Origin of the sequence: Amycolatopsis heterodermiae, from assembly GCF_034929455.1 — a bacterium.
GTDB lineage: Bacteria > Actinomycetota > Actinomycetes > Mycobacteriales > Pseudonocardiaceae > Amycolatopsis > Amycolatopsis heterodermiae.
Window position 1 is genome coordinate 263542 of record NZ_JAYFSI010000005.1, and the last position, 22233, is coordinate 285774.

Genomic DNA, 22233 nt, shown 5'->3' on the forward strand with positions numbered 1-22233 from the left:
GACTGACAGAGAGCGTTTCCCGACCTCGGCTGCGACGGCACAAAGCAGTACCGGTTCGCCCGCCCCGCCCGGAAAGGCCGTCTTCGATGCGAGTGTCCGCACCCCTGTCGTCCGGTCAACAGCGCCTGTGGACCGTCTCCCAGCTGGACGGGGCCGGCCCGGCCTACAACGAGACCATGGCCTTCACCCTGCAGGGGCCGCTCGACCGCGAAGCACTGCAAAGGGCCTTCGCCGCCCTGGCCGACCGCCACGAAGCCCTGCGCACGCGGATCGTCGTCGAAGACGGCAGGCCCGGACAAGTCGTCGAACCCGCCGGTCACGGATTTCCCTGCCCTGTCACCGATGTCACCGGACGGCCGGGCGAAGCGGCCGAGCTACAACGGATTGAACCGTTCGAGCCGTTCGACTTGACGCGGGCTCCGCTGGCCCGGGCCCGGCTGCTCGCCGTCGGCGACGAGCAGCACGTCCTGCTCGTCACCGTCCACCACGTCGTCTTCGACGGCTGGTCGCGCACCCTGCTGCTGCGCGAGCTGGGCATCCTCTACTCCGCTCAATTGAGCGGGGATCCGGTTTCCCTGCCGGAGACGCGTCCCTACCGCGAGCACGCCCGGGCGCAGCAGGACTGGCTGACCGGGCCGGGCCCGGCACCGCACGAGGCGTACTGGCAGGACCGGCTCGACGGCGTGCCGCCGGTGCTCGAGCTGCCCGCCGACCGGCCGCGCCCCGCCCGGCAGGACTACAGCGGCGCGCGGGTGCCCGTCACCCTCTCCCCGGAGCTCACGACCCGCCTGAAGGCGGTGGCGCGAGAGCACGGCGTCACGCTCTACTCGACCATCCTGACCTGCTGGTTCATCGTGCTTTCGCGGCTTTCCGCCCAGACTGACATCGTTGTCGGCGTGCCGACCGCCAACCGCGGCGGCGGGGGTGAGTACCCCGAGACGATCGGCTTCTTCGTCAACACGCTCGCCGTGCGCGCCGAGCTGGGCGGCTCCCCCACCGGCGCCGCCCTGCTCAAGCAGGTCCGCGCGTCGCTGCGGGGCGCGATCGACCACGTCGGGCTGCCGTTCGAACGGGTCGTCGAGCTGGTCAACCCGCCGCGCAGCCCGGCGCACACCCCGCTGTTCCAGACGATGTTCGCCTGGGTGCCGACCCTGCACGACGTGCTGGAGCTGCCCGGCGTAGCCGTCGAATCCCTCGAGGTCGAATACGCCCCCGCGAAGTTCGACCTCGCGCTCAACCTCGCCGAGGAGAACGGCTACGTGGCCGGTCACCTCGACTACGCGAGCGCCCTCTTCGACCAGGCCACCGCCGAGCGGTACGCGCGGTACCTCGTCCGGTTGCTCGACCAGCTCGCCGCCCGTCCCGAGGCCGACGTCACGAGCTACGAGCTGCTGGACGACGCCGAGCGCGACGAAATCCTCACCACCTGGAGCACCGGTCCGCGCCGCAACCGGCGCCCCGGCGGGCTGGTCGACCGGTTCACCAGCCACGCCGGCACCACCCCGGACGCCCCGGCGCTCGTCTGCGACGACCGGACCCTCACCTACGGCGAGCTGGACCGCCGCAGCACGAGGCTGGCGAACGCCCTGCGCCGGCGCCGGGCCGGGCCGGGACAGGTCGTGGCCATCCGCGGCGGACGGTCGGCGGAGCTGGTGGTCGCGGTGCTGGGCGTGCTGAAGACCGGGGCCGCCTACCTCCCGCTCGACCCGGCCCAGCCGGCGGCCCGGCAGGCCGCGATGATCGAGGACGCGCGCCCGGTGCTGGTGCTGGACGACGACGTCACGACCCTCGAAGCCGACGGCGACGAGACCCGGAGACCGGTCGTGACCGATCCCGGCGAAACGGCCTACATCATCTACACCTCCGGGTCGACCGGGCGACCGAAGGGCGTCGCCGTGACCCACCACAGCGTCCTCGCCCTGTTCGACCAGTGGCTCGACCGCTTCGGCGCGACACCCGGCGAAGCGACGTCAGCGTGGTCGAGCATCGGCTTCGACGCCTCGGTGCACGAACTACTGCTCCCCCTGACGACCGGCGCGGTGCTGCACGTCGTGCCCGAGGACGTCCGGGCCGACCCCGCGGCGCTGATGGCGTGGCTACGGGAACACCGTGTCGTCCAGGCGTTCCTGCCACCCGCGTACGTCCGGTGGATCGACGAAGACCCCGGCCGGGTGGCCGGGCTCGCGCTGCGTCAGGTCCTCACCGGCGTCGAGCCGCTGCCCGACGCCGCGCTCGCCCGGTTCGAAGCGGCCCTGCCCGGCCTGCGGATCTGCTTCGGCTACGGACCGACCGAAGCCACGCTGTACGCCACCGCGCACTTCGACCCCCAGCCCCTGGACCGCCCGGCGCCGATCGGGCGGCCGTTGCCCGGTTCACGGCTGTACCTGCTGGACGAGCGGCTGCGCCCGGTGCCGCCGGGCGTCGCGGGCGAGGTCTTCCTGGCCGGCGACTGCCTGGCCCGCGGCTACCTGCACCGGCCGGGGCTGACCGCCGAACGGTTCGTGCCGGACCCGTTCGTCCCGGGCGAGCGCATGTACCGCACCGGCGACCTGGCCCGCTGGCTGCCCGGCGGCGAAGCCGAGTACGCCGGCCGCCGCGACGACCAGATCAAGCTGCGCGGGTTCCGCATCGAGCCCGGCGAGGTGACGGCCGCGCTGCTGGCCGTCCCCGGGGTCGTGGAGGCCGCCGTGCTGGTCGACCGCGAGGGTGAGCCGCGGCTCGTCGCCGGCATCGCGGGCGGCGGCGGGCGGACCCCGCACGAGTGGCGCGCGGCGCTGGCCGACCGGCTGCCGGACTACATGATCCCGTCCGTGTTCGCCGAGTTCGACCGGCTGCCCCTGAGCCGCAGCGGCAAGCTCGACCGCGACGCCGTCCTGGCGCACGCCCGGGCGAGCGCCCCCGCCGCGGTCAACACCACCACCCCGCGCGACCGCGTCGAGCTCGCGCTGCTCTGGATCTGGCGGACCCTGTTGCTGCACCCCGCGATCGGCATCTCGGACGACTTCTTCGACGTCGGCGGCACGTCGATCTCGGCGATCAAGCTGGCCCACGCGATCGGCGCCGAGTTCGGCACCGAGCCGGCCATCCGCGACGTCATCCTGCACCCGACCGTCGAGGCGCAGGCCGCGCTGCTGCGCGCGGGCAGCCCGCCGGAGCGCGGCAGCCTGATCGAGTTCCGCCGCGGTACCGGCGATGCCCGCGTGGTCTGCGTGCACCCGGCCGGCGGGACGGCGTTCTGCTACCTGCCGCTCAGCGCCGCGCTGCCCGAGGACGCCGGGGTGCTCGGGATCCAGTCCCCCGGGCTGAACCCCGGCGAAGAGCCGCTGCCGAGCGTCGAGGCGATGGCCGAGGAGTACCTGCGGCTCGTCGACCCGCGTCCCGACGAGACGTTGGTCCTTTGTGGACTCTCGTACGGCGGCCTGGTCGCCTACGAGATGGGACGGCGGCTGGCCGAGCACCACCCGCGCGTCAGCGTCGTCCTCCTCGACACCACCGCCACCGACGACCCGGCCGAGAAGGCGGCGATCGGACCGGTGCCGGCGGCCGAGTTCCGCGAGAAGCTGGTGCGGTTCAACGGGATGTACCCGGGCATCGAGGACGCGCAGATCGAGCGCTACCACCGCACGTACAACCACAACCGGCTGACCGCGCGCGAGCACGACCCCGGCGGGACGGCGGCGCGGGTGGTGTTCGTACAGGCCGTCGGCGAGGACACGATCCCGGGCACGGCCGAGTTCTGGCGGCGTCGCGTCCGCGGCGATTTCGACGTCGTCCCCGCCGGCTGCGGGCACTGGGACATGCTCGAAAGCGACGCGCTGCCGCTGGTCGCCAAGGTCATCACGGCCGAGCTGGCGGCCCGATGACCTCGATCGCCCGCCGCGTCCACGACCGGGCGCTGCGGCACCCCGACGCGGTCGCCGTGTCCGACGGCGACCGCCTGCTCACCTACGCCGAGCTGGACGCGGGTGCCGCGGCCGTCGCGGAATCCCTGTCCCGCAAGGGAGTTCGGCCCGGTGACGCGGTCGCCGTCGGCCTGCCGCGCTCCCTCGAGCTGGTGCAGGTCATGCTGGGGGTGCTGCGCCTGGGCGGCCAGGTCGTGCCGCTCGACCGGCAGAGCCCGCCCGCGCGCCGCGACGTCGTCCTCGCCGACGCGGGCGCGGCCGCCGTCGTCCACGACGGGCTCCCGGGCCTGCCGCCACTGACCCCGGCCGACCTCCTGGCCGGAACCGCCGAGGCCGGTGCGCCCGCCGAGCCCGCACCGGCGTCGTTCCTCTTCTACACCTCCGGCACGACCGGCCGGCCCAAGGGCGTCGAGGTGCGCGACGCGGGGGTCCTGCGGCTCGCCGAACCCGGCTGGCTCGACCGCGGCACGCGGTTCGCGTGCCTGGCCAACCCCGCGTTCGACGCGATCAGCTTCGAGGTGTGGGTGCCGCTGCTGACCGGCGGCACGTGCGTCGTCCTCGGCGACGACACCGTCCGGGACCCGCGGGCGTTCGCCGACGCCCTGGTGCGGGAGCGCATCGACACGATGTTCGTGACCGCGACGCTGTTCAACGCGGTCGCCGAGACCGTGCCGGACAGCTTCTCGACCGTGCGCCGGGTCGTCATCGGCGGCGAGCAGCTCAACGCCCCGCTGATCCGCCGCTGGTACCGGGCCAACCCGGACGCGCCGACCCGCCTGCAGAACGGCTACGGCCCGACCGAGACGACGACGTTCGCGCTCAGCTACGCCATCCCGCGCGGCTTCGACGGCGACGTCGTGCCGATCGGCCGCCCGCTGCCGGGCACCGGCGTGGTCGCGGTGACGGCGGACCAGCGCGTGGCCGCCGAAGGAGAGCTGGCGGAGCTGTACGTCTCGGGGGCGGGGGTGGCCCTCGGCTACCGCGGCCTGCCCGTGGAGACCGGGCAGCGGTTCGTCCGGCTGCCGTGGCTCGACGACGGCCGCGCCCGGTTCTACCGCACCGGCGACCTGGTCCGCGTGCTGCCGGGCGGGCGCTTCGCCTACGCCGGGCGCACCGACCGGCAGGTGAAGGTCCGCGGCTACCGGATCGAGCCCGGCGAGCTGGAGCAGCGGCTGCTCGCGCACCCCGGGATCCGGCAGGCCCACGTGGCCGTGCGCCGGGCGGCCACGGCCGAGCTGCTCGCGTTCGTCGTGGCCGGCGAGCTGTCCTTCGACGCCTTCGATGCTCATCTGAGCGCGACCGTGCCGGCCTACATGCGGCCGCACCACGTGTTCCGCGTCGGCGAGCTGCCCCGCAACGCGAACGGGAAGGTCGACGAGACCGCGTTGCTGGCGGGCGGGTTCGCGCCGTGGCGGCCGGACGCCGGCGGCGAAGCGACGGCGTGGGAACGCGAAGTCCTGGACGTCGTGTCGGACGTCCTCGACGTCCCGGACCTCCACCCGGGCGACACGTGGCTGCGGTCCGGCGGCGACTCGCTCAAGGCACTGCGCCTGCGGTTCGCCCTCCGCGAGCGCTGGGGCGCGGACCTGGCGCCTTCGGTGGTGCAGCGCGGAACCTACGCCGATCTCGCGGCCGCCGTCGCCGGTGCCGGGCGCGCGGACTACCCCGACCCGGGTGCCCCGGCCACGGTGACGTCCGCGCCGGCCACCAGCGAGCAGCAGCGGCTTTGGCTGCTGCAGCAACGGAATCCCGCGTCCACGGCGTACCACGTGCCGCTGGCCTTCGAGGTCACCGGCGCTCCCGATGTCGAGGCGCTGCGCCGCGACGTGCGTGGCCTGGTCGAGCGGCACCCGGCGCTGCGAACCGCGTTCGAGGCGACCTCCGACGGCCTGCGCCAGGTGACCAAAGCGCCGTACGACCCGTGGACCGAACCCGGCGACGACTTCTTCACCGCGCCCTTCGACCTCGCGTCGGGCGCGCTCATGCGAGCGGCCTGGCGGCCGGACGGCACGTTCCTGCTGTGCCTGCACCACATCGCGGTCGACGGCTGGTCGCTGAACATCCTGTTCCGCGAGCTGTCCGGCGTTACGCCGAAGCCGGACGCGCACACACCGCTCGACTTCGCCGGGTGGCAGTCCCGGTGGTTCGCTTCCCCGGCCTACCGCGCTCAGCTCGGCGAACGCGTCGACGACGCCGAGCCGCTCGGCGAAGCGTCACTGGCCGGGCGGCTGCACACGACCCGGATCGACCGCGAGCGCGTCGACGCGTGGGCCGGCGAGCTGGGCTTGACCCGGTTCCAGCTCCTGCTCGGCGTGTTCGCCTGGAGCCTCTACGCCGTGACCGGGCGGACCCGGCCGCGGATCGCCGCGCCGGTGGCGAACCGGCCGGTGCGGGCGTTCGAAGACAGCGTCGGGATGTTCGCCAACACCGTCCGGCTGCCGCTGTCGGTGGATCCGGACGAGGAGCTGGACGCCCAGCTGCGCCGGCTCGGCGAAGCGGCCGGTGCGGCCCTCGACGGCCAGGACATCGCCTTCGCCGACCTCGATCCCGGATACGCGGCGTTCGACTACCTGTTCGTCCTGGAGAACACCGACTTCGGCGCGCTGCGGCTGCCGGGGTGCTCGGTCAGTCCACAGTGGATCGAAGCCGCCGAGGCCAAGTGCGCGCTCACACTGTCGGTCGTGGAACGGCCGGACGGCTTCGACTGCCTCTGGGAATACAGCAAAGGCCACTTCACCGAAGCCGAGGCCGCGGCCCTCGGCGACGTCTTCGACCGCGCCCTGCACGGCGACGCCCGGACACCGGACCGCCGTGACCACGGCCGTGGTCCCACTGCGGAGCTGACGTGGGAGACCGTCGCCGAGGGCTTCGCGCGTCAGGTCGCGCTGACGCCCGACGCCCCGGCGTTGACCGGCGACACGACGCTGACCTACGCCGAGCTGGACGCGCACGCGGCCCGGCTCGCCGCGACCCTGCCCGAAGACGCGACCGACATCGCGCTGCACCTGCGGCCGTCGGCCGAGCACGTCGTCGCGCTGCTGGCGCTGGCGCGGCTGAACATCACCGCCGTGCCGCTGGATCCCGCGTACCCGCCCGCGTTGCTGCGGGAGGTGCTCGATCAGGTCAAGCCGCACTGCGTCCTGCTCGCCCCGGGTGAGGAGTTCGAGACCGACGTCGAACGGCGGTTCGTCACGCTCACCGGCGGGCCGGTGCCGGACGTGCCGGCCCGGCACGCCGGACGGCCGCTCTACACGTTGTTCACCTCGGGCTCGACCGGCGTGCCCAAGGGCGTGCGCGTCCCGGACCGCACCTTGGCCAACCTGCTGCAGTGGCAGGACATGCCGCCCGCGACCACGCAGCAGTTCTCGATGCTGTCGTTCGACGTGTCGTTCCAGGAGATCTTCACGACCCTCTGCGGCGGCGGCCGGCTGCACCTGGTCCGGCCGGAGTGGCGCCGCGACGTCCCGGCGCTGCTGGAGCGGCTGGAGACCGCCGGGATCGAGCGCATCTTCCTGCCGTACGTGGCGTTGCAGCTGCTGGCCGAGCACGGGGTGCGGCTGGAGCGGTACCCGTCGCGGCTGCGGGACGTGGTCACCGCCGGCGAGCAGCTGGTGTGCACGCCGGCGATCCGCCGGTGGTTCGCCGGGCTGCCCGGCGCGCGCCTGCACAACCACTACGGCCCGACCGAGACCCACGTCGTGAGCGCACTGACCCTCGACGGCGACCCGGCGGCGTGGCCCGAGCGTCCCGCGATCGGCCGTCCGGTGGCGAACGCGGTGCTGCGGGTCGCCGACGCGTCGGGCGCGCCGCTGCCGCCCGGCCAGGCCGGCGAGCTGCTCATCGGCGGTCTCGCGGCGAACCGGTGCTACCTCGGCGAAACGGCTTCGGAGAAGTTCGCGGAGCTGCCCGAGCTGTACTACCGCAGCGGCGACCTCGCGCACTTCGACCGCGCCGGGCTGCTGCACTTCGACGGCCGGGCCGACCGGCAGGTCAAGCTCAGCGGGTACCGCCTGGAGCTGGGGCAGGTCGAAGCGGCGCTGCTGCGACACCCCGACGTCGTCAACGCCGTGGTCGTGCCCGAGAACGGCCGGCTGACCGCGGTCCTGGAGTGCCGCCGGACGCCGTCCGCGCCGGAGCTGACGGAGCACCTGGTGCCGTTGCTGCCGCCGCACGCGCGGGTCGACCGCTTCCGCGTTGTCGACGCCCTGCCGCGCACGCCCAGCGGGAAGCTCGACCGGGACGCGGCTCCCCTGGTGCCGGGCACGGATCTCCAGCGGACGCCGTCGGCTCCGTCGAGCGAGCTGGCGACGCTGTTCGAGGAGGTGACGGGCTCGCCGATCGGGCCGGACGAGACGTTCTTCGCCGCGGGGGCCACCAGTCTTTCGCTGATGCGGTTCCACCTGCGCTGCGCCGAAGCCGGGTACCGGTTCACCGCGGCCGACCTCTTCGAGCACGTCACGCTCCGGGACCTGACACGGCACCTCGAAAGCGGCCCGGCCCCCGCCCGGGCCGTGGAGTCCGGTGGGGTCGACGAGCCCGTGGCCGTCGTCGGCATGGCGGTGCGGCTGCCGGGCGCGGCGGACCTGGCCGCGTTCTGGGACCTGGTCGTCACCGGCCGCCGGGGCATCGAGGAGTTCCCGGCCGCCGAGGGCCTGGTCGGCGCGCGCAGCCTCCTCGACGGGCCGCTGGCGTTCGACCCGGAGCACTTCGGGATCAGCCACCGCGACGCGGCGCTGATGGACCCGCAGCAGCGGCAGCTGCTGATGGCCTGCGCCGAAGCCCTTGCCCACGCGGGAATCCCCGGTTCGGACCGGGTCGGGCTCATCGCCGGCTGCGGCGAGAACACGTACTTCCAGCAGATGCTGCGCGAGGCCGACCCGGCCGCGCTGCCGGACGGCTTCCAGCTCGCCCTGCACCACGAGAAGGACTTCCTGGCGACGAAGGTGGCCTTTCACCTGGACCTTCGCGGGCCGGCGCTGACGACGCAGACGGCGTGTTCGAGCTCGCTGGTGGCCGTCCACCAGGCCGCGGCGATGCTGCGCGGCGGCGAGGCGGACGTGATGCTGGCGGGCGGGGTGCTCGTCGACGTCACCCTGGCCGAGGGGTACCGGTACCGGCCGCAGCACATCTTCTCGGCGGACGGGCACTGCCGCCCGTTCAGCGACGACGCGGACGGCACGGTGGGCGCGAGCGGCGTCGGTGTGGTGGTGCTGAAGCCGCTTTCGGCCGCCCGCCGCGACGGCGACACGGTGTATTCGGTGCTCACGGGCTCGGCCCTGACCAACGACGGCGCGGTGAAGCAGGGTTACAGCGCACCGTCCCCGGCCGGGCAGCGGGAGGCGATCCGGGCGGCGCTGCGCCGAGCCGGGCGCACGGGTGCCGAGGTCGGGTACGTGGAGACGCACGGAACGGGCACGCGTCTCGGCGACCCGATCGAGGTGGCGGCCCTGCGCGAGGCGATGCCCGATGCGGCGGGTTGCGCGTTGTCCTCGGTGAAGAGCCAACTGGGCCACCTCGGCGCGGCGGCGGGCGTGGTGGGCCTGATCCGCGCGACCCTGGCCATCCACCACGGCGTCCTCCCCCCGACGGTCGACTTCCGCGCGCCCAACCCCGCCCTGGAGCTAGGGCCGTTCCGGGTGCCGACCCGGGCGGAGCCGTGGCCCGCGGGCCCGAGGGTGGCCGGGGTGAGCAGCTTCGGCATCGGCGGGACGAACGCCCACGCGGTCCTGGAGGCGATCCGTCCGGTGCCGGTTTCGCGCCCGGAACCCGTGCGGTGCTTGGTGCTTTCCGCGCGCAGCGCCGCGGCGTTACGCCTCGAGGCGGCTCGGGTGGCTGATTACCTGGCGGCGCACCCAGAGTCCTTTGTGGACGTACTGCGGCACCTGCAGTCGGGCCGGCGCGCGGAGCGCTGGCGCCTGGCCGGACCATGCGACGACGCCACGGCGGCGATCGAACTGCTGCGCACGGCCGAGCCTCAGGAGGTGCCAGCCTTGTCACTTTCACGTGAAAGTGACGGCCCGGCGGCAGTCTCTCGCGAAACCGACACTCGCTCCACGGCCGACCGACCGCTCTCCCAAGAAAGTGGCGGGTCCCCCGAAGCCTCTGCGTCACTTTCACGTGAAAGTGACACTCGCTCCGCCGCCGGGTGGCCGCTTTCCCAAGAAAGTGGCGGGTCGCCCGAAGGCACTGCGTCACTTTCACGTGAAAGTGACGGGTCGGCGGCGGTCACTCGCGAAAGCGCCGCGGCCGCCGAGCTGGCCGCCGAATGGCTGGCTGGGGTGCATCTCGACTGGGGACTCCCCTCCGCCCCCGCGCCGTGGGACTTTCCGCCTCCTGCCTTTGTCTCTCGAGACTTCGACTTTCCGCGGCGGGCCGCGGTTGCCCGGCTGCCCGAAAGCGCGTGGCTGCACCAGCCTGTCTGGGTCCGTCTCCGCCGGGTGGCGCCCGCCACCCGGGCCGATCGGGTCCTTGTCATCTCCGGTGAAGGTCCGTTGGTCGCGCCCGCCCTTGAGGCCGCGTACGCCCGTGTCGTCCGGGTCCATGCCGCCCGGCATTTCGCGCGGCTCGGGCCCGACAGCTTCGAGGCCGATCCCGCCGACTCCGCGGCTCTCCGGCAGATCCTCGATGCCTTGTCCGGCAACGAAATCGACTGGCTGCACACCCTTCCGCTCGGCATCACCGGGCCCCTCGGCGCGACGTCCGTGGACCACGCGGCCTGGGCCTGTCTCGACACCCCCGCCGCGCTCCTGCGTGCTGCCCATGACCGTCCTATCAGGACTTGGTGGGTCTCCGCCGGGGCCGCGCCCGCGAACGGCGCCGTCACCCGGCCCGAAGCCGGGCTGCTTGCCGGGGTGAGTGCCGTCGGGCCGCAGGAAAGCGGTGTTCCGGGCCACTGGGTCGATCTCCCCACCCCGGATCTGGCCCCGCTCGCCGACCTCCTCACCGGGCCGACGCCGCCGGAGCGTGTCGCGCTGCGGGGCGGGTTCTGGTGGGCCCAGGACACCGCGCCCGTCGACGCGGGCCCGCTCGCCGTGGCCGACGGGACCCATCTCGTGCTCGGCGGCACCGGCGGGATCGGCACCGCCGTCGCCGAGGAGCTGCTGACCCGCACCTCCGGCCGCGTCATCCTGCTGGCGCGCAACCCCTTCCTGCCCGAGGCCCTCAAACCGTGGGCGGATCGCGTCGACCTGATCGCCGCCGACCTCACCACCGTCACCGCCGACGAGATCGGCACGCCGCTCGCCGGGATCGTGCACGCGGCCGGCAACCCCGGTGGCGGTCTCATCGCCACCCGCGGCGAAGGCACGCAGTCGGTCAAGCTCGCCGGTGCCCTGCTCACCGAGCAGCTCGTCGAACGCGACCAGCCCGCCTACGTCGTCTACTGCTCGTCCCTGTCCGCGCAGTTCGGCGGCACCGGCCAGCTCGACTACGCCGCCGCCAACGGCTTCCTCGACGCGCTCGCCCACCGCGACGGCCCGACCGCGCGCCTCTCGATCGGCTGGGACGTCTGGCGCGACACCGGCATGGCCGTCACGGCCCTGGAGACCGACACCCGCCACCAGGCCCACCTGGCGGTCGGCCTGAACGTCGAGGAAGGCCGCCGCACCTTCGCCCGCGCGCTGGGATCGGGCCTGCCCCAGCTCCTCGTCGCGACGACCGGCCTGGAGACCGCGCGCGCGTTCCACGAACGCGACCGCACGCCGGCCGGGCCGAAACCGGCCGGCGACGCCGGGGCCGAGCTGACCGAAGAAGTACGCGCTCTCCTGGGTGTCGCCGAGCTGGACCCGGACGTCCCGCTCTACGACCTGGGCGCCGACTCCCTGACCCTGCTGGACGTCGTCGACTCGGCGAAACGCCTCTTCGGCGTCGACCTCGACCTCGCCTGGCTCGGCCCGGAGGTGACGATGGCCGGCTTGCTGGCGAAGCTCACCGCGGCGGGCGACACCGGCGAAGTCACCGTGCAGGTCTGGCGGGAGGGGACGGGCCGCGAAGCCGTGTGCCTGGTGCACCCGGTCGGCGGGGACGTCCACGCGTACCGCCCGCTCGTCGAGGCCCTGGACCCCCGCCTCGGCGTCTGCGTGATCGCCGACCCGGCGCTCAGCCGGCCGGAACCACCGGGTTGGTCCGTTTCGGACCGGGCCCACCGGTATCACCTTGCGCTGCAGGGAAAACTGCCCGGACGCACCTGGCAGCTGGCCGGGTGGTCGTTCGGTGCCTGGGTCGCGGCCGGCATGGCCGCCGAGGCCGAGACGGCCGGGCGGCCGGTGCGGGCGCTGCACCTCGTCGACCCGCCGCCGCCCGGCGCGAGCGCCGCGGACTACAGCGACGCGGAGCTGGAAGCGGTGTTCGCCCGCGAGCTGGGCACCTCCGGGGGCACCGCGGGCGAGCACGCCCGGCGGCTGGCGAGCGCGTGCCGGGCCAACCTCGCCAGCATGACCGGCCACCGGCTGCCCCGGCTGACCACGACGCCCAGCCACGTCTGGCTCGCGGCCGAACCCGAGCCCGGCCTGCCGGTGGCCGACCGCGCCGGCTGGCGCGCCCTGCTGCCCGAACCGAGCCGCTGGCACGAGCTGCCCGCCACCCACTACGGCATCGTGCGCGCCCCGCACGTCACCGCGATCGCCGCGGCCATCGGACTGTGAGACCCACAGGAGGAAAGGAAACCATGGAGCAGTACGAACTCGACGCGGTCAAGCGGATCACGACGCGGCCCGCGCGCGACTACCGGACGCTGGCGGTGCGGGGCCTGACCCCGGTCATCGGGGCCGAGGTCACCGGCCTCGACCTGACCACGGAGCTGTCCGAGCAGCAGCTGACCGAGCTGAAGACGGCGTTCCTGGACCACCACGTGCTGGTGTTCCGCGACCAGGACATCTCGGTGGCCGACCACAAGCGCCTCGCCGCGAGCTTCGGCGAGCTGCGCCCGGTGAACCCGCCGCCCGAGCACGGCGACCCGTACATCCTCGAGGTCGCGACCGCGCCGGAGTCGGCGAACGTGTTCGGCAACGGCTGGCACGCCGACGGCACCGCCGACGCCGAGCCGTCGCTGGGCTCGATGCTCCACATCACGCAGATGCCCGAGGTGGGCAGTGGCGGCGACACGCTCTTCGCGAACATGCACCTCGCCTACGACATGCTGTCGCCGAAGCTGAAGGAGCTGCTGGCCGGGCTCACCGCGATCCACGACGGCGCGCACGCCTTCCGCGGCCACAAGATCCCCGAGGGCTACGAGCCCCCGGCCAGCGAGCACCCCGTCGTCGTCCGGCACCCGGAGACCGACCAGCCGCTGCTGTACGTCAACCCGGCCTACACGTCGCGCATCCCACAGCTGTCGGCCGACGAAAGCCAGGCTGTGCTCGACCTGCTGTTCTCGGTCGTGCCGAACCGGCCGATGCTGGCCTGCCGGGTCCGGTGGGAGCCGAACACGCTGGTGTTCTGGGACAACCGCTGCGTCCAGCACCACGCCGTCTACGACTACTACCCGCACGTCCGATTCGGTCACCGCGTCGCGATCAACGGCGGCCCGCTCAAAGGCTGACAGGAGCACCACCATGTCGTCCGAACCCGTGGTGGACGTCCGCGATCCGGCCGTCCTCGACGACCCGATGCGCGGGTACGACCGCGTCCTCGCCGCGTCGCCGGTCTGCTGGGCCCGGCTGCCCGGCGGGGCCGAGGGCTGGCTCGTCACCGGCAGTGCCGAGGTCCGCGCGGTCCTGTCCGATCCGGCCGTGCGCAACGATCCCACCGGCCTGCCCGGCCAGGGCGCGCAGACGCAGGAGGAGGCGTTCCTCGCGCTGGGCACGCCCCCGGAGCACCTGCCGTACCTGCGGGCGAGCCTGCTGAGCCTCGACGGTGCCGAGCACACGAGGCTGCGCCGCAGCATCAGCCACGCCTTCAGCGCGTCCCGCGTCGAAACGCTGCGCCCGCGGGTGCAGCAGATCGTCGACGAGCTGCTCGACGGCCTCGGTTCCGAGCCCGTGGACCTGCTCGAGGAGTACGCCTACCCCTTGGCCATGGCCGTCGTCTGTGAGCTGGTCGGGGTGCCCGAGCAGGACTGGGAGGACTGGTACCGCTGGGGCAAGGTGCTGGTCGGCGGCGACCCGGCGCGGATCACCCCGACGCTGGGCGAGATGTTCGCCTACTGCCACGCCCTCGTCGACCAGCGCCGGGCCGAGCCGCGCGCGGACCTGCTCAGCGAGGTCGTCGGCCAGGACGGCCTCTCCGACGTCGACGCCGTGGCGCTCGTGGTGTTCCTGGTGCTCGCCGGGCACGAAACCATGGCGCACATGCTGTCCAACGCGGCGCTCGCGCTGATGCGCGACCCTGCCCAGCGGGAGCTGCTGCGCGCCGAGCCGGAGCTGTGGCCGGCCGCGGTGCGCGAGCTGGTCCGCACCGACGGCCCGGTGCAGCTGGCGCGGCTGCGGTACGCCGCGGCCGACCTCGAGGTGGGTGGCGTGCGGATCAAGGCGGGCGACGCGGTGCAGGCGGTGCTGGGTGCCGCCAACCGCGACCCGGCCCAGTTCGCCTGCCCGCGCCACGCCGACGTGCGCCGGCAGGCCGAGCACGGCGGCCGGGAAGGCAGCGTCGGATTCGGCTGGGGGCCGCACTTCTGCCTCGGGGTCGCGCTGGCGAAGGTCGAGGCCGAGGTCGCGCTGCGGAGCCTGTTCGACCGGTTCCCCGCGGTGCACCCGGCGGGTGAGCCGGAGTGGGTGCCGTTGCCCCGCGGCCGCCACCGGGTCGCCCTGGAGGTGCGGCTGCGATGAGCGCACCCACTCCCGACGTCTCGGTCATCCTGCCCTGCGCCGGGCTCGCGACCCGTTTCGGAGCGCCGTACGCGAAGGAACTGCACTGCCTGGCCCCCGGGGTCACGATCCTCGACCGCAGCCTGGAGACCGTCGTCGAGCTGGTGAAGAGCGGGCTCACCGTGCGCGTGGTCGTCGTGTTCGGGCCGCACAAGCTGGACACGGTGAAGTACCTGGCGCGCTACGCCGGGACCTTCCAGCTGGTCTTCGTCTACCAGGACGACGCGGCCGAGCCCGGACTGGACGGCGCGATCCGGTGCGCCCTGCCGATGACGCACGGGCCGGTCGCCCTCGTCCTGCCGGACATCGTCGTCAGCAGCGTGGGCAGCCTGCGCGACGCCCTGCGGCAGACGGACGCGGCGGGCTGGAGCGTGGTGGCCGCGAAAGAGCGGGACCCCGCCGTCCTGCGGCTGATGGGCGCCCTCACCGTGGCCGGCCGGGACGGCGCCGTGGTCGTCGAGGCCGCCGCGGAAAAGCCGGCGGACCCGGCGGGGTTCAACGCGCTCTGGGGCATCGTCGCGGTCGCCGAGGCGCAGGCCCACCGGCTGCCGGAGGTGGCGAGACGGGACGCGGACAGCCCGCTGGCCGGGGCGCGCGCTCTCATGGTCGAGCGGATCGTCAACTACAACACCACCGAAGGATGAGCGTGCTCGACGACGTGATGACGGCGCTCGGCACCGTCCTGCCCCGGCTGGCCGCGGTCACCGGCACCCCCGGGGTCGCCGTCGTGGTGGCGACGAGCGACGAGCTGCGGACGGCCTCGACCGGGTTCGCGGATCTGGCGGCGGGCGTGCCGATGACCGCCGGGACCGTCGCGCCGGCGGGCTCGCTCACCAAACCCGTCACGGGGCTGGCCTTCATGCAGCTGGCCGAGGCGGGCGCGGTCGGCTTGGACACGCCGGTCGACGAGGTGCTGCCGGCGGGACTGCGCGGTCCCGGCGCGGTGTCCGTCACCACGTCCATGCTGGCCGCGCACCAGGGTGGTTACTACAGCGACATCGTCACCGCCACCGCGCCCACGGCGCCGGCCGAGTCGATCCTCGAGCACGTCCGGCGCCGGCACGGGATCGGCCGCGCCGTCGAGTACGGCGGGGTGCTGCCGCTGGTGACGCCGCCGGGGGCCTATTCGTACTCGAGCTTCGGTGTCGGGGTGCTCGGCGGCGTGGTCGAGCACCTGGCCGGCGAGCCGTACGGTGCCCGCGTCCAGCGGGACGTGTTCGCACCGGCCGGGATGGCGGACACGAGCATCGACGACGGGACGCGGAGCCCGTGGGCGCCGGACCGGAGCACCGCCGCGACCGGGTACATGGCCTTCGGCGACTGGTGCCTGCCGAGCCCGCCCCTGCGGACGTCGGCCTACCCGGGGGTCGGGATGTACACCAGCGCCGCGGACTTCGGGCGGCTGCTGCAGTCCCTGCTGCGCACCGCCCGCGGCGACCGCGGCCTGATCGGGCCGGACTCGCTCGCGGCGATGGTGACCCCGCGGGCCGAGCGCCCGAGCCCGCACGGCGTCCGGTCGTTTTCCGGCCTGACGCTCGAGCTCGCCGACCCGGAGCTGGGCGAGGACTGGTGGTGGGGGCACACCGCGGCGTTCCCGTGGGGGTTCTGGTGGGAGGCGCGGGTCTGGCCGCACCGCGACCTGGCCGCGGTCGCGGTCGGCAACCGGTGGGACATGGCCCGGTTCCACAACCCCGCCACCCGCAGCGCGCCGGGCCTGGCCGTGGAGTGGGCCGGCCGCTGGGCGCGCTCCGGCGCCCCGGCGAAGCTCCCGGACATGGACGGGCGGCCCCGGTGGACCGGACCCCGGCCCACCCCGGAAAGCTCGCACTGGATGGGGGTTCTGGTGGGTGAACGCACCCACGGCCTGCTCGGCGTACCCGACCCGCTGCCGCTCCCGGCCCTGACCGCCGGCGCCCGCTCCCTCGGCGACGGCGACACCGGCGGTTGGGACCCGGACGCGTTCGGCCGCGGGGTGGAACAGGCCCGCGCGGTGGCACCGGACCCGGACGCGCTCGGGGTGCTGGGCCGGGAACTCGGCCCGGCGGCGGCGCTGTGGATGCTGGAATGCGGCGCTTCGAGCGCGGACGTCACGATGCCAGTCGGGTTCTACGCCCGCGCACCACGATGAAGAAAGGGACACGCATGCGGGTGCTGCTCACGACCTACGGGACACGGGGCGACGTCGAACCCCTGGTGGCCCTCGCGCTGCAGCTCCGGGCGCTCGGTGCCGAAGTGCGGATGTGCACGCCGCCGGACGAGGAGTTCGCGGAACGGCTGGCCGGCCTTGGGATCCCCGCTGTGCCGGTCGGGCTGCCGATCCGGAAGCTGATGGGCGGCGGCCCGCCGTCGGCGGCGGAGCTGGCCCGGTACCGCTCCGAGCTGCTCGACGCGCAGTTCGACGTCCTCCCCTCGGCGGCCGACGGGTGCGACGCGCTGGTGGCCGCCGGGTTGGCGCAGGTCGCCGCGCGGTCGGTGGCCGAGGCCGCGGGCATCCCCTACGTGTACGTGACGTACTCGGCGGTGAACCTGCCCTCGCCGCACCACGCGCCACCCCCGCGATCGGGCTGGGCGGAGCCGGTGGACGCCGACAACGAGACCCGGTGGGAACACGACGCCCGCTTGGTCGACGCGCAGTTCCGAGAGCCGCTCAACGCCCGTCGCGCCGCGCTCGGCCTGCCGCCGGTGGCGGGCGTGCGCGACCACGTCTACTCGGACCGGCCGTGGCTCGCGGCGGATCCGGCCCTGGGCCCCTGGCCGGACGGAACCGGCCTGCCCGTGGTCCAGACCGGTGTGTGGACCACAGTGGACGAACGTCCGCTGCCGGCCGATCTGGTGGCGTTCCTGGCCGCGGGCCCGCCGCCGGTCTACGTCGGCTTCGGCAGCATCAGCCCGGCACCCGGCATCGCCCGCTGGGCCGTGGAAATCAGCCGCGCCCGGGGATACCGCGTCCTCGTCTCCCGCGGCTGGGCGGACCTGGACCTGATCGACGGCCGGGACGACTGCTTCGGCATCGGCGACGTCAACCACCAGCGCCTGTTCCGCGCACTGGCCGCGGTGATCCACCACGGCGGCGCGGGGACCGCGCAGACCGCGGCCCGGGCTGGCATTCCGCAGGTGGTGGTCCCGAGCCCGGTGGCGGACACCCCGTACTGGGCCGGCCGGGTGGCCGCCAGCCAGGTCGGCGCCGCCCTCGACGGCCCGACGGCGACCCTCGAGTCCCTGACCGCCGCGTTCGAGACGGCTTTGGCCCCCGAGACCCGGGAACGGGCGAAGGCGCTGGGAGCCGAGATCCGCGACGACGGCGCGGCGGTGGCCGCCCGCCTGCTGCTCGACAGCCTCGGCTGTGCCGGACGCCGGGTGAGACCGCCGCCCACCGGCGGCGGCTCACCGACCTCCTCGGCACCACGAACCGGCCGGGACCGAGCCGCCGGGCGTGGTCATTCCGCAGGTTCGACAGCGGGTTCCACGGCGGCCTCCGGCACGCTCCCGGGTACGGCCGCCGGAACCGCGGGCAGCGCAAGGAACGTGACCACCAACGAACCGGCCAGGACCGAGCCGCCGGGCGTGGTCACACAGCCGGTTCGACGGCCGCCTCCGGTACACCCTGAGGTACGGCCGCCGGCACCGCGGGCAGCGCGAGGAACGTGACCACCAACGCCCCGGCCAGGACCGAGCCGCCGGACCCAGTCACTCCGCAGGTTCGACAGCCGGTTCGACCACGGGTTCCACAGCGGCCTCCGGCACACCCTGAGGTACGGCCGCCGGCACCGCGGGCAGCGCGAGGAACGTGACCACCAGCGACCCGGCCAGCAGGACGAGCCCGAGGACGAGATCGCCCGCCGCGGCCACGAAACCTGCCGCGACGCACAGGCGCGCCAGCGCCAGGAGGCCGTAGGCGCGGAGCACCGGACGGCCCGCGAGCGGCCGGGGTGCCCGGAACAGCACCACCAGGGCCGCGATCGCCAGTACGGTCCCCACTGCGGCGAACGGGGTGTAGGCGAGCGCGTCGAACGGGCGGCTCTGGATCGTCGCCGGCTGGAAGGCGGCCGAGCTGAACCAGAACACGAACGTGACGACCAGCAGCACCAGCGCGGCCTTGTGCCCGTAGCGGGAGGGCAGCGTCTGCACCCCTGCGCGCCGGTCCACCTCCGTGTCCTCGACGGCCAGGACCTGGTGGAGCATCGAGTCCTGCTGCCAGAAGATCAGCGCGGCGAAGACGAGGTCCCACAGCGGCGACCCGTTCGCCAGCGAGAGGACGAACCCGAACGCCACCATGGTGGCGATCCCCCGGGTGAAGATGCGGAGCGGCCGCCGCAGCCTGGCGAACCGGCCGTACAGCGCCAGTGCCCCGGCCGACACCACGACGAGCCCGAGCACGACGGCGGGCGAGCCGAGCACCGGCGCGAGCGCGAGACCCGCGACGGTGCAGACGACCATGGCGATCAAGGCCGACCGGGCGCTCACCCTTCCCGACGGCACCGGCTTGCCCGGTTTGGCGACGGCGTCGAGGTTCCGGTCGAAGTAGGCGCCCGCGTAGTAGGCACCCGTCGACAGGAGCGCGGGAACCAGGAAGGCCGCGACCAGGTACCAGGCGGACCGGCCGGAAACGAGCGCGACGCCCGCCAGTCCGACCAGCCCGACATAACAGCCGACGTCGGGCCGGCCGCATTCCATGTGCGCGGCCAGCGCCGTCCTGATTCGATTCCCGCCGTCGGCCGGAATGGTGGCCGCACCAGACAATTTCACAGTTTCCTCCGGGAGACGTCGGAGCAAGGCTGATTCCAGCCGACCTGAAAGAGAGCCGACGATGTCTCGCGGCTTGATCACGGGACACGCTACCGCCGGACCCGGTGACCGCGAGGTGTTCGAGAAGAGCAGCACCCCAGCCAGGCCTGTTCGCCCCGCATTCTTGATCGTCCGGAATCCCTGGGATAGCTTTCCGGCGCGCAGGCTCGTCAACCATGGGGACTGATATGGAAACCGTTGTTTCGCTCCCGTTCGAATCCACGCACCCGTTGCAGATTCCGGCCCTGGTGCGCGAGTTGCAGGCGTCGGGTCCGATCCACCTGATCCACACCTCGGTGGGCGACCCGGGCTGGCTGGTCACCGACTACGCCGAAGTGAAGCGCCTGCTCGCCAGCGACAAGCTGGGCCGCTCCCACCGGGATCCGGAGAACGCCTCCCGCATCGGCGAGTCCGCACTCGTCAGCGGTCCCCTCGGCGACTACGACACCGAGCCGGCCGACAGCGCGCGCACCCGGGCGTTGCTGCAGCCGCACTTCTCCCCCGCCCGGATGCGGGTGCTGCGCGAGCGCGTGGACGAGCTCACCACGGGGCTGATGGACGACCTCGCCGCGAGCGAGCGCCCGGCCGACCTGATCGAGGCGCTGGCCCTGCCGCTGCCGATCCTGGTGGTCTGCGAGCTGCTCGGCGTGCCCTACGAGGACCGTGAGGAGTTCCGCGGCTGGATCCACGCGGTCGCCGACGTGACCGACCGGGCGGGCTCCGAGCAGGCCCTGGGCGCGCTGTTCCAGTACGGCCAGGAGCTCGTGACCCGCAAGCGCCGGGACCCCGGCGAGGACATCACGTCACGGCTGTGCCAGACCGAAGGCGTCGACGACGCCGAAATCGCGTTGCTGTCGATGGCGCTCCTGTTCGCCGGGTTCGAGACCACGTCCGTCCACATCGGACTGGGCGCACTGCTGTTCCTGGTCAACCAGGACCAGTGGCAGGCCGTGGTCGACGACCCGGCGCTGATCCCGGCGGCCATCGACGAGATGATCCGGGCGACGCCGGGCCCGGCGGGCGGCGACATCCCCCGGTACGCCCGGGAGGACATCGAGATCGGTTCCGTCACCATCCGCGCCGGCGACCTCGTGCTGCTGGACAACAGCGCGGCCAACCACGACCCGGCGGTGTTCCCCGACCCCGGCCGGTTCGAGGTGACCCGCAAGGCGAACGCGCACCTGTCCTTCGGCCACGGCCCGCACTACTGCATCGGCGCCCCACTGGCCAAGGTGGAGCTGGCGGCCGTCCTGGGCCAGCTGGCGCGACGGTTCCCGAAGCTCCGCCTCGCCGTGGACGTGTCCGAGCTGCGCGTGCGTGGCAACACGCAGACCGGCGGCCTGATCGCATTGCCCGTCACGTGGTGACGACGGGAGGGCGGCCGGTGGCGTCCGCGTCCGTTCCGCTGGCTCCGGGCGCGCTGCCGGTGGTGGGGCACACCTTCTCCCTGCTGCGCGACTCGCACGCGTTCCTGACCTCGCTGCCCGCCCACGGCGACGTGGTCCGGGTCCGCTTCGGCCGCAGCGACACGGTCGTGGTGTGCACGCCCGAGCTGACCCAGCGGGTGCTGCGCGAGGACAAGGTCTTCGACAAGGGCGGCACGCTGTTCGACCGGATCCGGGACTGGCTCGGCGACGGCCTCGGCACCTGCCCCCACAGCCGGCACCGCCGGCAGCGGCGGCTGATCCAGCCCGCGTTCCACCACAGCCGGATGCCCGCCTACGGCGAGATCATGTCCCGCCAGATCGACGCCGTCACCGGCGGCTGGCACGACGGCGACGTCCTCGACCTCCCGAGCGAGATGGGCACGCTGAGCGCCCGGATCGTGGTGGAGGCCATGTTCCGCGACGCCCTGCCCGAGCACCTGCTGAAGCAGGCCGTCGACGACGTGGGCGTGGTCGTGCGCGGGTTGTACCTGCGGGCGTCGATGCCCGCGTTCCTGACCAGGCTGCCGCTGCCCGGCAACCGGCGGCAGATCGCGGCCCGCGCCCGGCTGCACCGGATCGTCACGGACATCGTGACCGAGCGCCGGGCCTCCGGGGCCGACCAGGGTGATCTGCTGTCGGCCCTGCTGGCCGCCCGCGACACCGGGGAGCAGGGCGACACCACGGGACTGTCGGACGCCGAGATCAGCGACCAGGTGATGACGTTCTTCGCCTCGGGCCTGGAGACGACCGCGCTGGCCCTCGTGTGGGCGTTGCGCCTGCTCGCCTTCCACCCCGAGGTGGAGCAGCGGGTGCTGGCCGAGGCCGGTGCCGTGCTGGGCGGCGGTCCCGCGCGGTTCGACGCGATGCGCGACCTGCCCCTGACCGGCCGGGTCGTCACGGAGGTCCTGCGGCTGTTCCCGCCCGCGGGCGAGATGTTCACCCGGACCGTCACCGGCGACACCACTCTCGGCGGGTACCCGGTCGCGGCGGGCACCACCGTCATGTACAGCTCCTGCCTCATCCACCACCGGAGCGACCTCTACGACGACCCTGCGCGCTTCGACCCCGACAGGTGGGACGGGGAGAGCCGGGCCCAGCCGCCGCGGGAGGCGTTCATCCCCTTCGGCGGTGGGGCCCGCAAGTGCATCGGCGAGCAGTTCGCGGTCGCGGAGGTGGTCCTCGGCCTGGCCACGATCGTGTCCCGCTGGCGGGTGCGCCCGGTGACCGCCCGGCAGACCCCGCCCCGGACCGTCGCCGAGTGGCGGCGGCTGGGCAAGCGGATGCGCGTGACGTCCCGGCAAACCAAGGAGTGACCCG

At 73.8% G+C, this 22233-nt stretch carries 9 protein-coding genes and 1 pseudogene; 9 read left to right on the forward strand and 1 reads right to left on the reverse strand.

The genetic code is table 11. From position 1 onward, the window contains the following. Positions 1-86 precede the first annotated feature (86 nt). The 7 genes and pseudogenes from VA596_RS23490 to VA596_RS23520 form a co-directional block, all read left to right on the forward strand. Positions 87-3863, forward strand: coding sequence for a non-ribosomal peptide synthetase (locus VA596_RS23490; protein WP_323330051.1), 3777 nt, complete (start codon positions 87-89; stop codon positions 3861-3863). Beyond that, positions 3860-12544: a non-ribosomal peptide synthetase gene (locus VA596_RS23495; protein ID WP_323330052.1), complete on the forward strand. Its 8685-nt coding sequence runs from the start codon at positions 3860-3862 to the stop codon at positions 12542-12544. Before VA596_RS23490 ends, VA596_RS23495 begins: the two co-directional genes overlap by 4 nt. A 23-nt stretch (positions 12545-12567) precedes the next feature. Then, entirely contained in the window at positions 12568-13440 is an 873-nt protein-coding gene (locus VA596_RS23500; protein WP_323330054.1) for a TauD/TfdA dioxygenase family protein, read from the forward strand. 13 nt (positions 13441-13453) lie between these two features. Beyond that, positions 13454-14665, forward strand: a complete 1212-nt coding sequence (locus VA596_RS23505) for a cytochrome P450 family protein (RefSeq protein WP_323330055.1) — start codon at positions 13454-13456, stop codon at positions 14663-14665. Next, on the forward strand, positions 14662-15348 hold the full coding sequence (locus tag VA596_RS23510; RefSeq protein ID WP_323330057.1) for a glycosyltransferase family protein: 687 nt from the start codon (positions 14662-14664) through the stop codon (positions 15346-15348). Before VA596_RS23505 ends, VA596_RS23510 begins: the two co-directional genes overlap by 4 nt. Continuing rightward, positions 15345-16832, forward strand: coding sequence for a serine hydrolase domain-containing protein (locus tag VA596_RS23515; protein WP_323330059.1), 1488 nt, complete (start codon positions 15345-15347; stop codon positions 16830-16832). Before VA596_RS23510 ends, VA596_RS23515 begins: the two co-directional genes overlap by 4 nt. Before the next feature lie 14 nt (positions 16833-16846). Then, a pseudogene (locus VA596_RS23520) lies at positions 16847-18043 on the forward strand (glycosyltransferase); the annotation flags it as partial. Positions 18044-18391: 348 nt separating this feature from the next. Here VA596_RS23520 and VA596_RS23525 read toward each other — a convergent pair. Next, positions 18392-19444 carry a UbiA family prenyltransferase gene (locus VA596_RS23525; RefSeq protein WP_323330061.1) on the reverse strand — a complete coding sequence of 351 codons (1053 nt, stop codon included), beginning with the start codon at positions 19442-19444 and terminating at the stop codon, positions 18392-18394. A 233-nt stretch (positions 19445-19677) separates the two neighbouring features. On the opposite strand from VA596_RS23525, the gene VA596_RS23530 reads away from it, so the two are divergent. Then, positions 19678-20856, forward strand: coding sequence for a cytochrome P450 (locus VA596_RS23530; protein WP_323330063.1), 1179 nt, complete (start codon positions 19678-19680; stop codon positions 20854-20856). A gap of 17 nt (positions 20857-20873) precedes the next feature. Then, a complete protein-coding gene (locus VA596_RS23535) occupies positions 20874-22229 on the forward strand; it encodes a cytochrome P450 (RefSeq protein ID WP_323330065.1) in 1356 nt (451 codons plus the stop codon). The last annotated feature ends 4 nt before the right edge of the window (positions 22230-22233 follow it).

Coding starts and splice junctions, on each gene's coding strand:
- VA596_RS23490 (WP_323330051.1), top strand. CDS start 87: ATGCGAGTGTCCGCACCCCTGTCGTCCGGTCAACAGCGCCTGTGGACC.
- VA596_RS23530 (WP_323330063.1), top strand. CDS start 19,678: ATGGAAACCGTTGTTTCGCTCCCGTTCGAATCCACGCACCCGTTGCAG.
- VA596_RS23515 (WP_323330059.1), top strand. CDS start 15,345: ATGAGCGTGCTCGACGACGTGATGACGGCGCTCGGCACCGTCCTGCCC.
- VA596_RS23500 (WP_323330054.1), top strand. CDS start 12,568: ATGGAGCAGTACGAACTCGACGCGGTCAAGCGGATCACGACGCGGCCC.
- VA596_RS23495 (WP_323330052.1), top strand. CDS start 3,860: ATGACCTCGATCGCCCGCCGCGTCCACGACCGGGCGCTGCGGCACCCC.
- VA596_RS23510 (WP_323330057.1), top strand. CDS start 14,662: ATGAGCGCACCCACTCCCGACGTCTCGGTCATCCTGCCCTGCGCCGGG.
- VA596_RS23505 (WP_323330055.1), top strand. CDS start 13,454: ATGTCGTCCGAACCCGTGGTGGACGTCCGCGATCCGGCCGTCCTCGAC.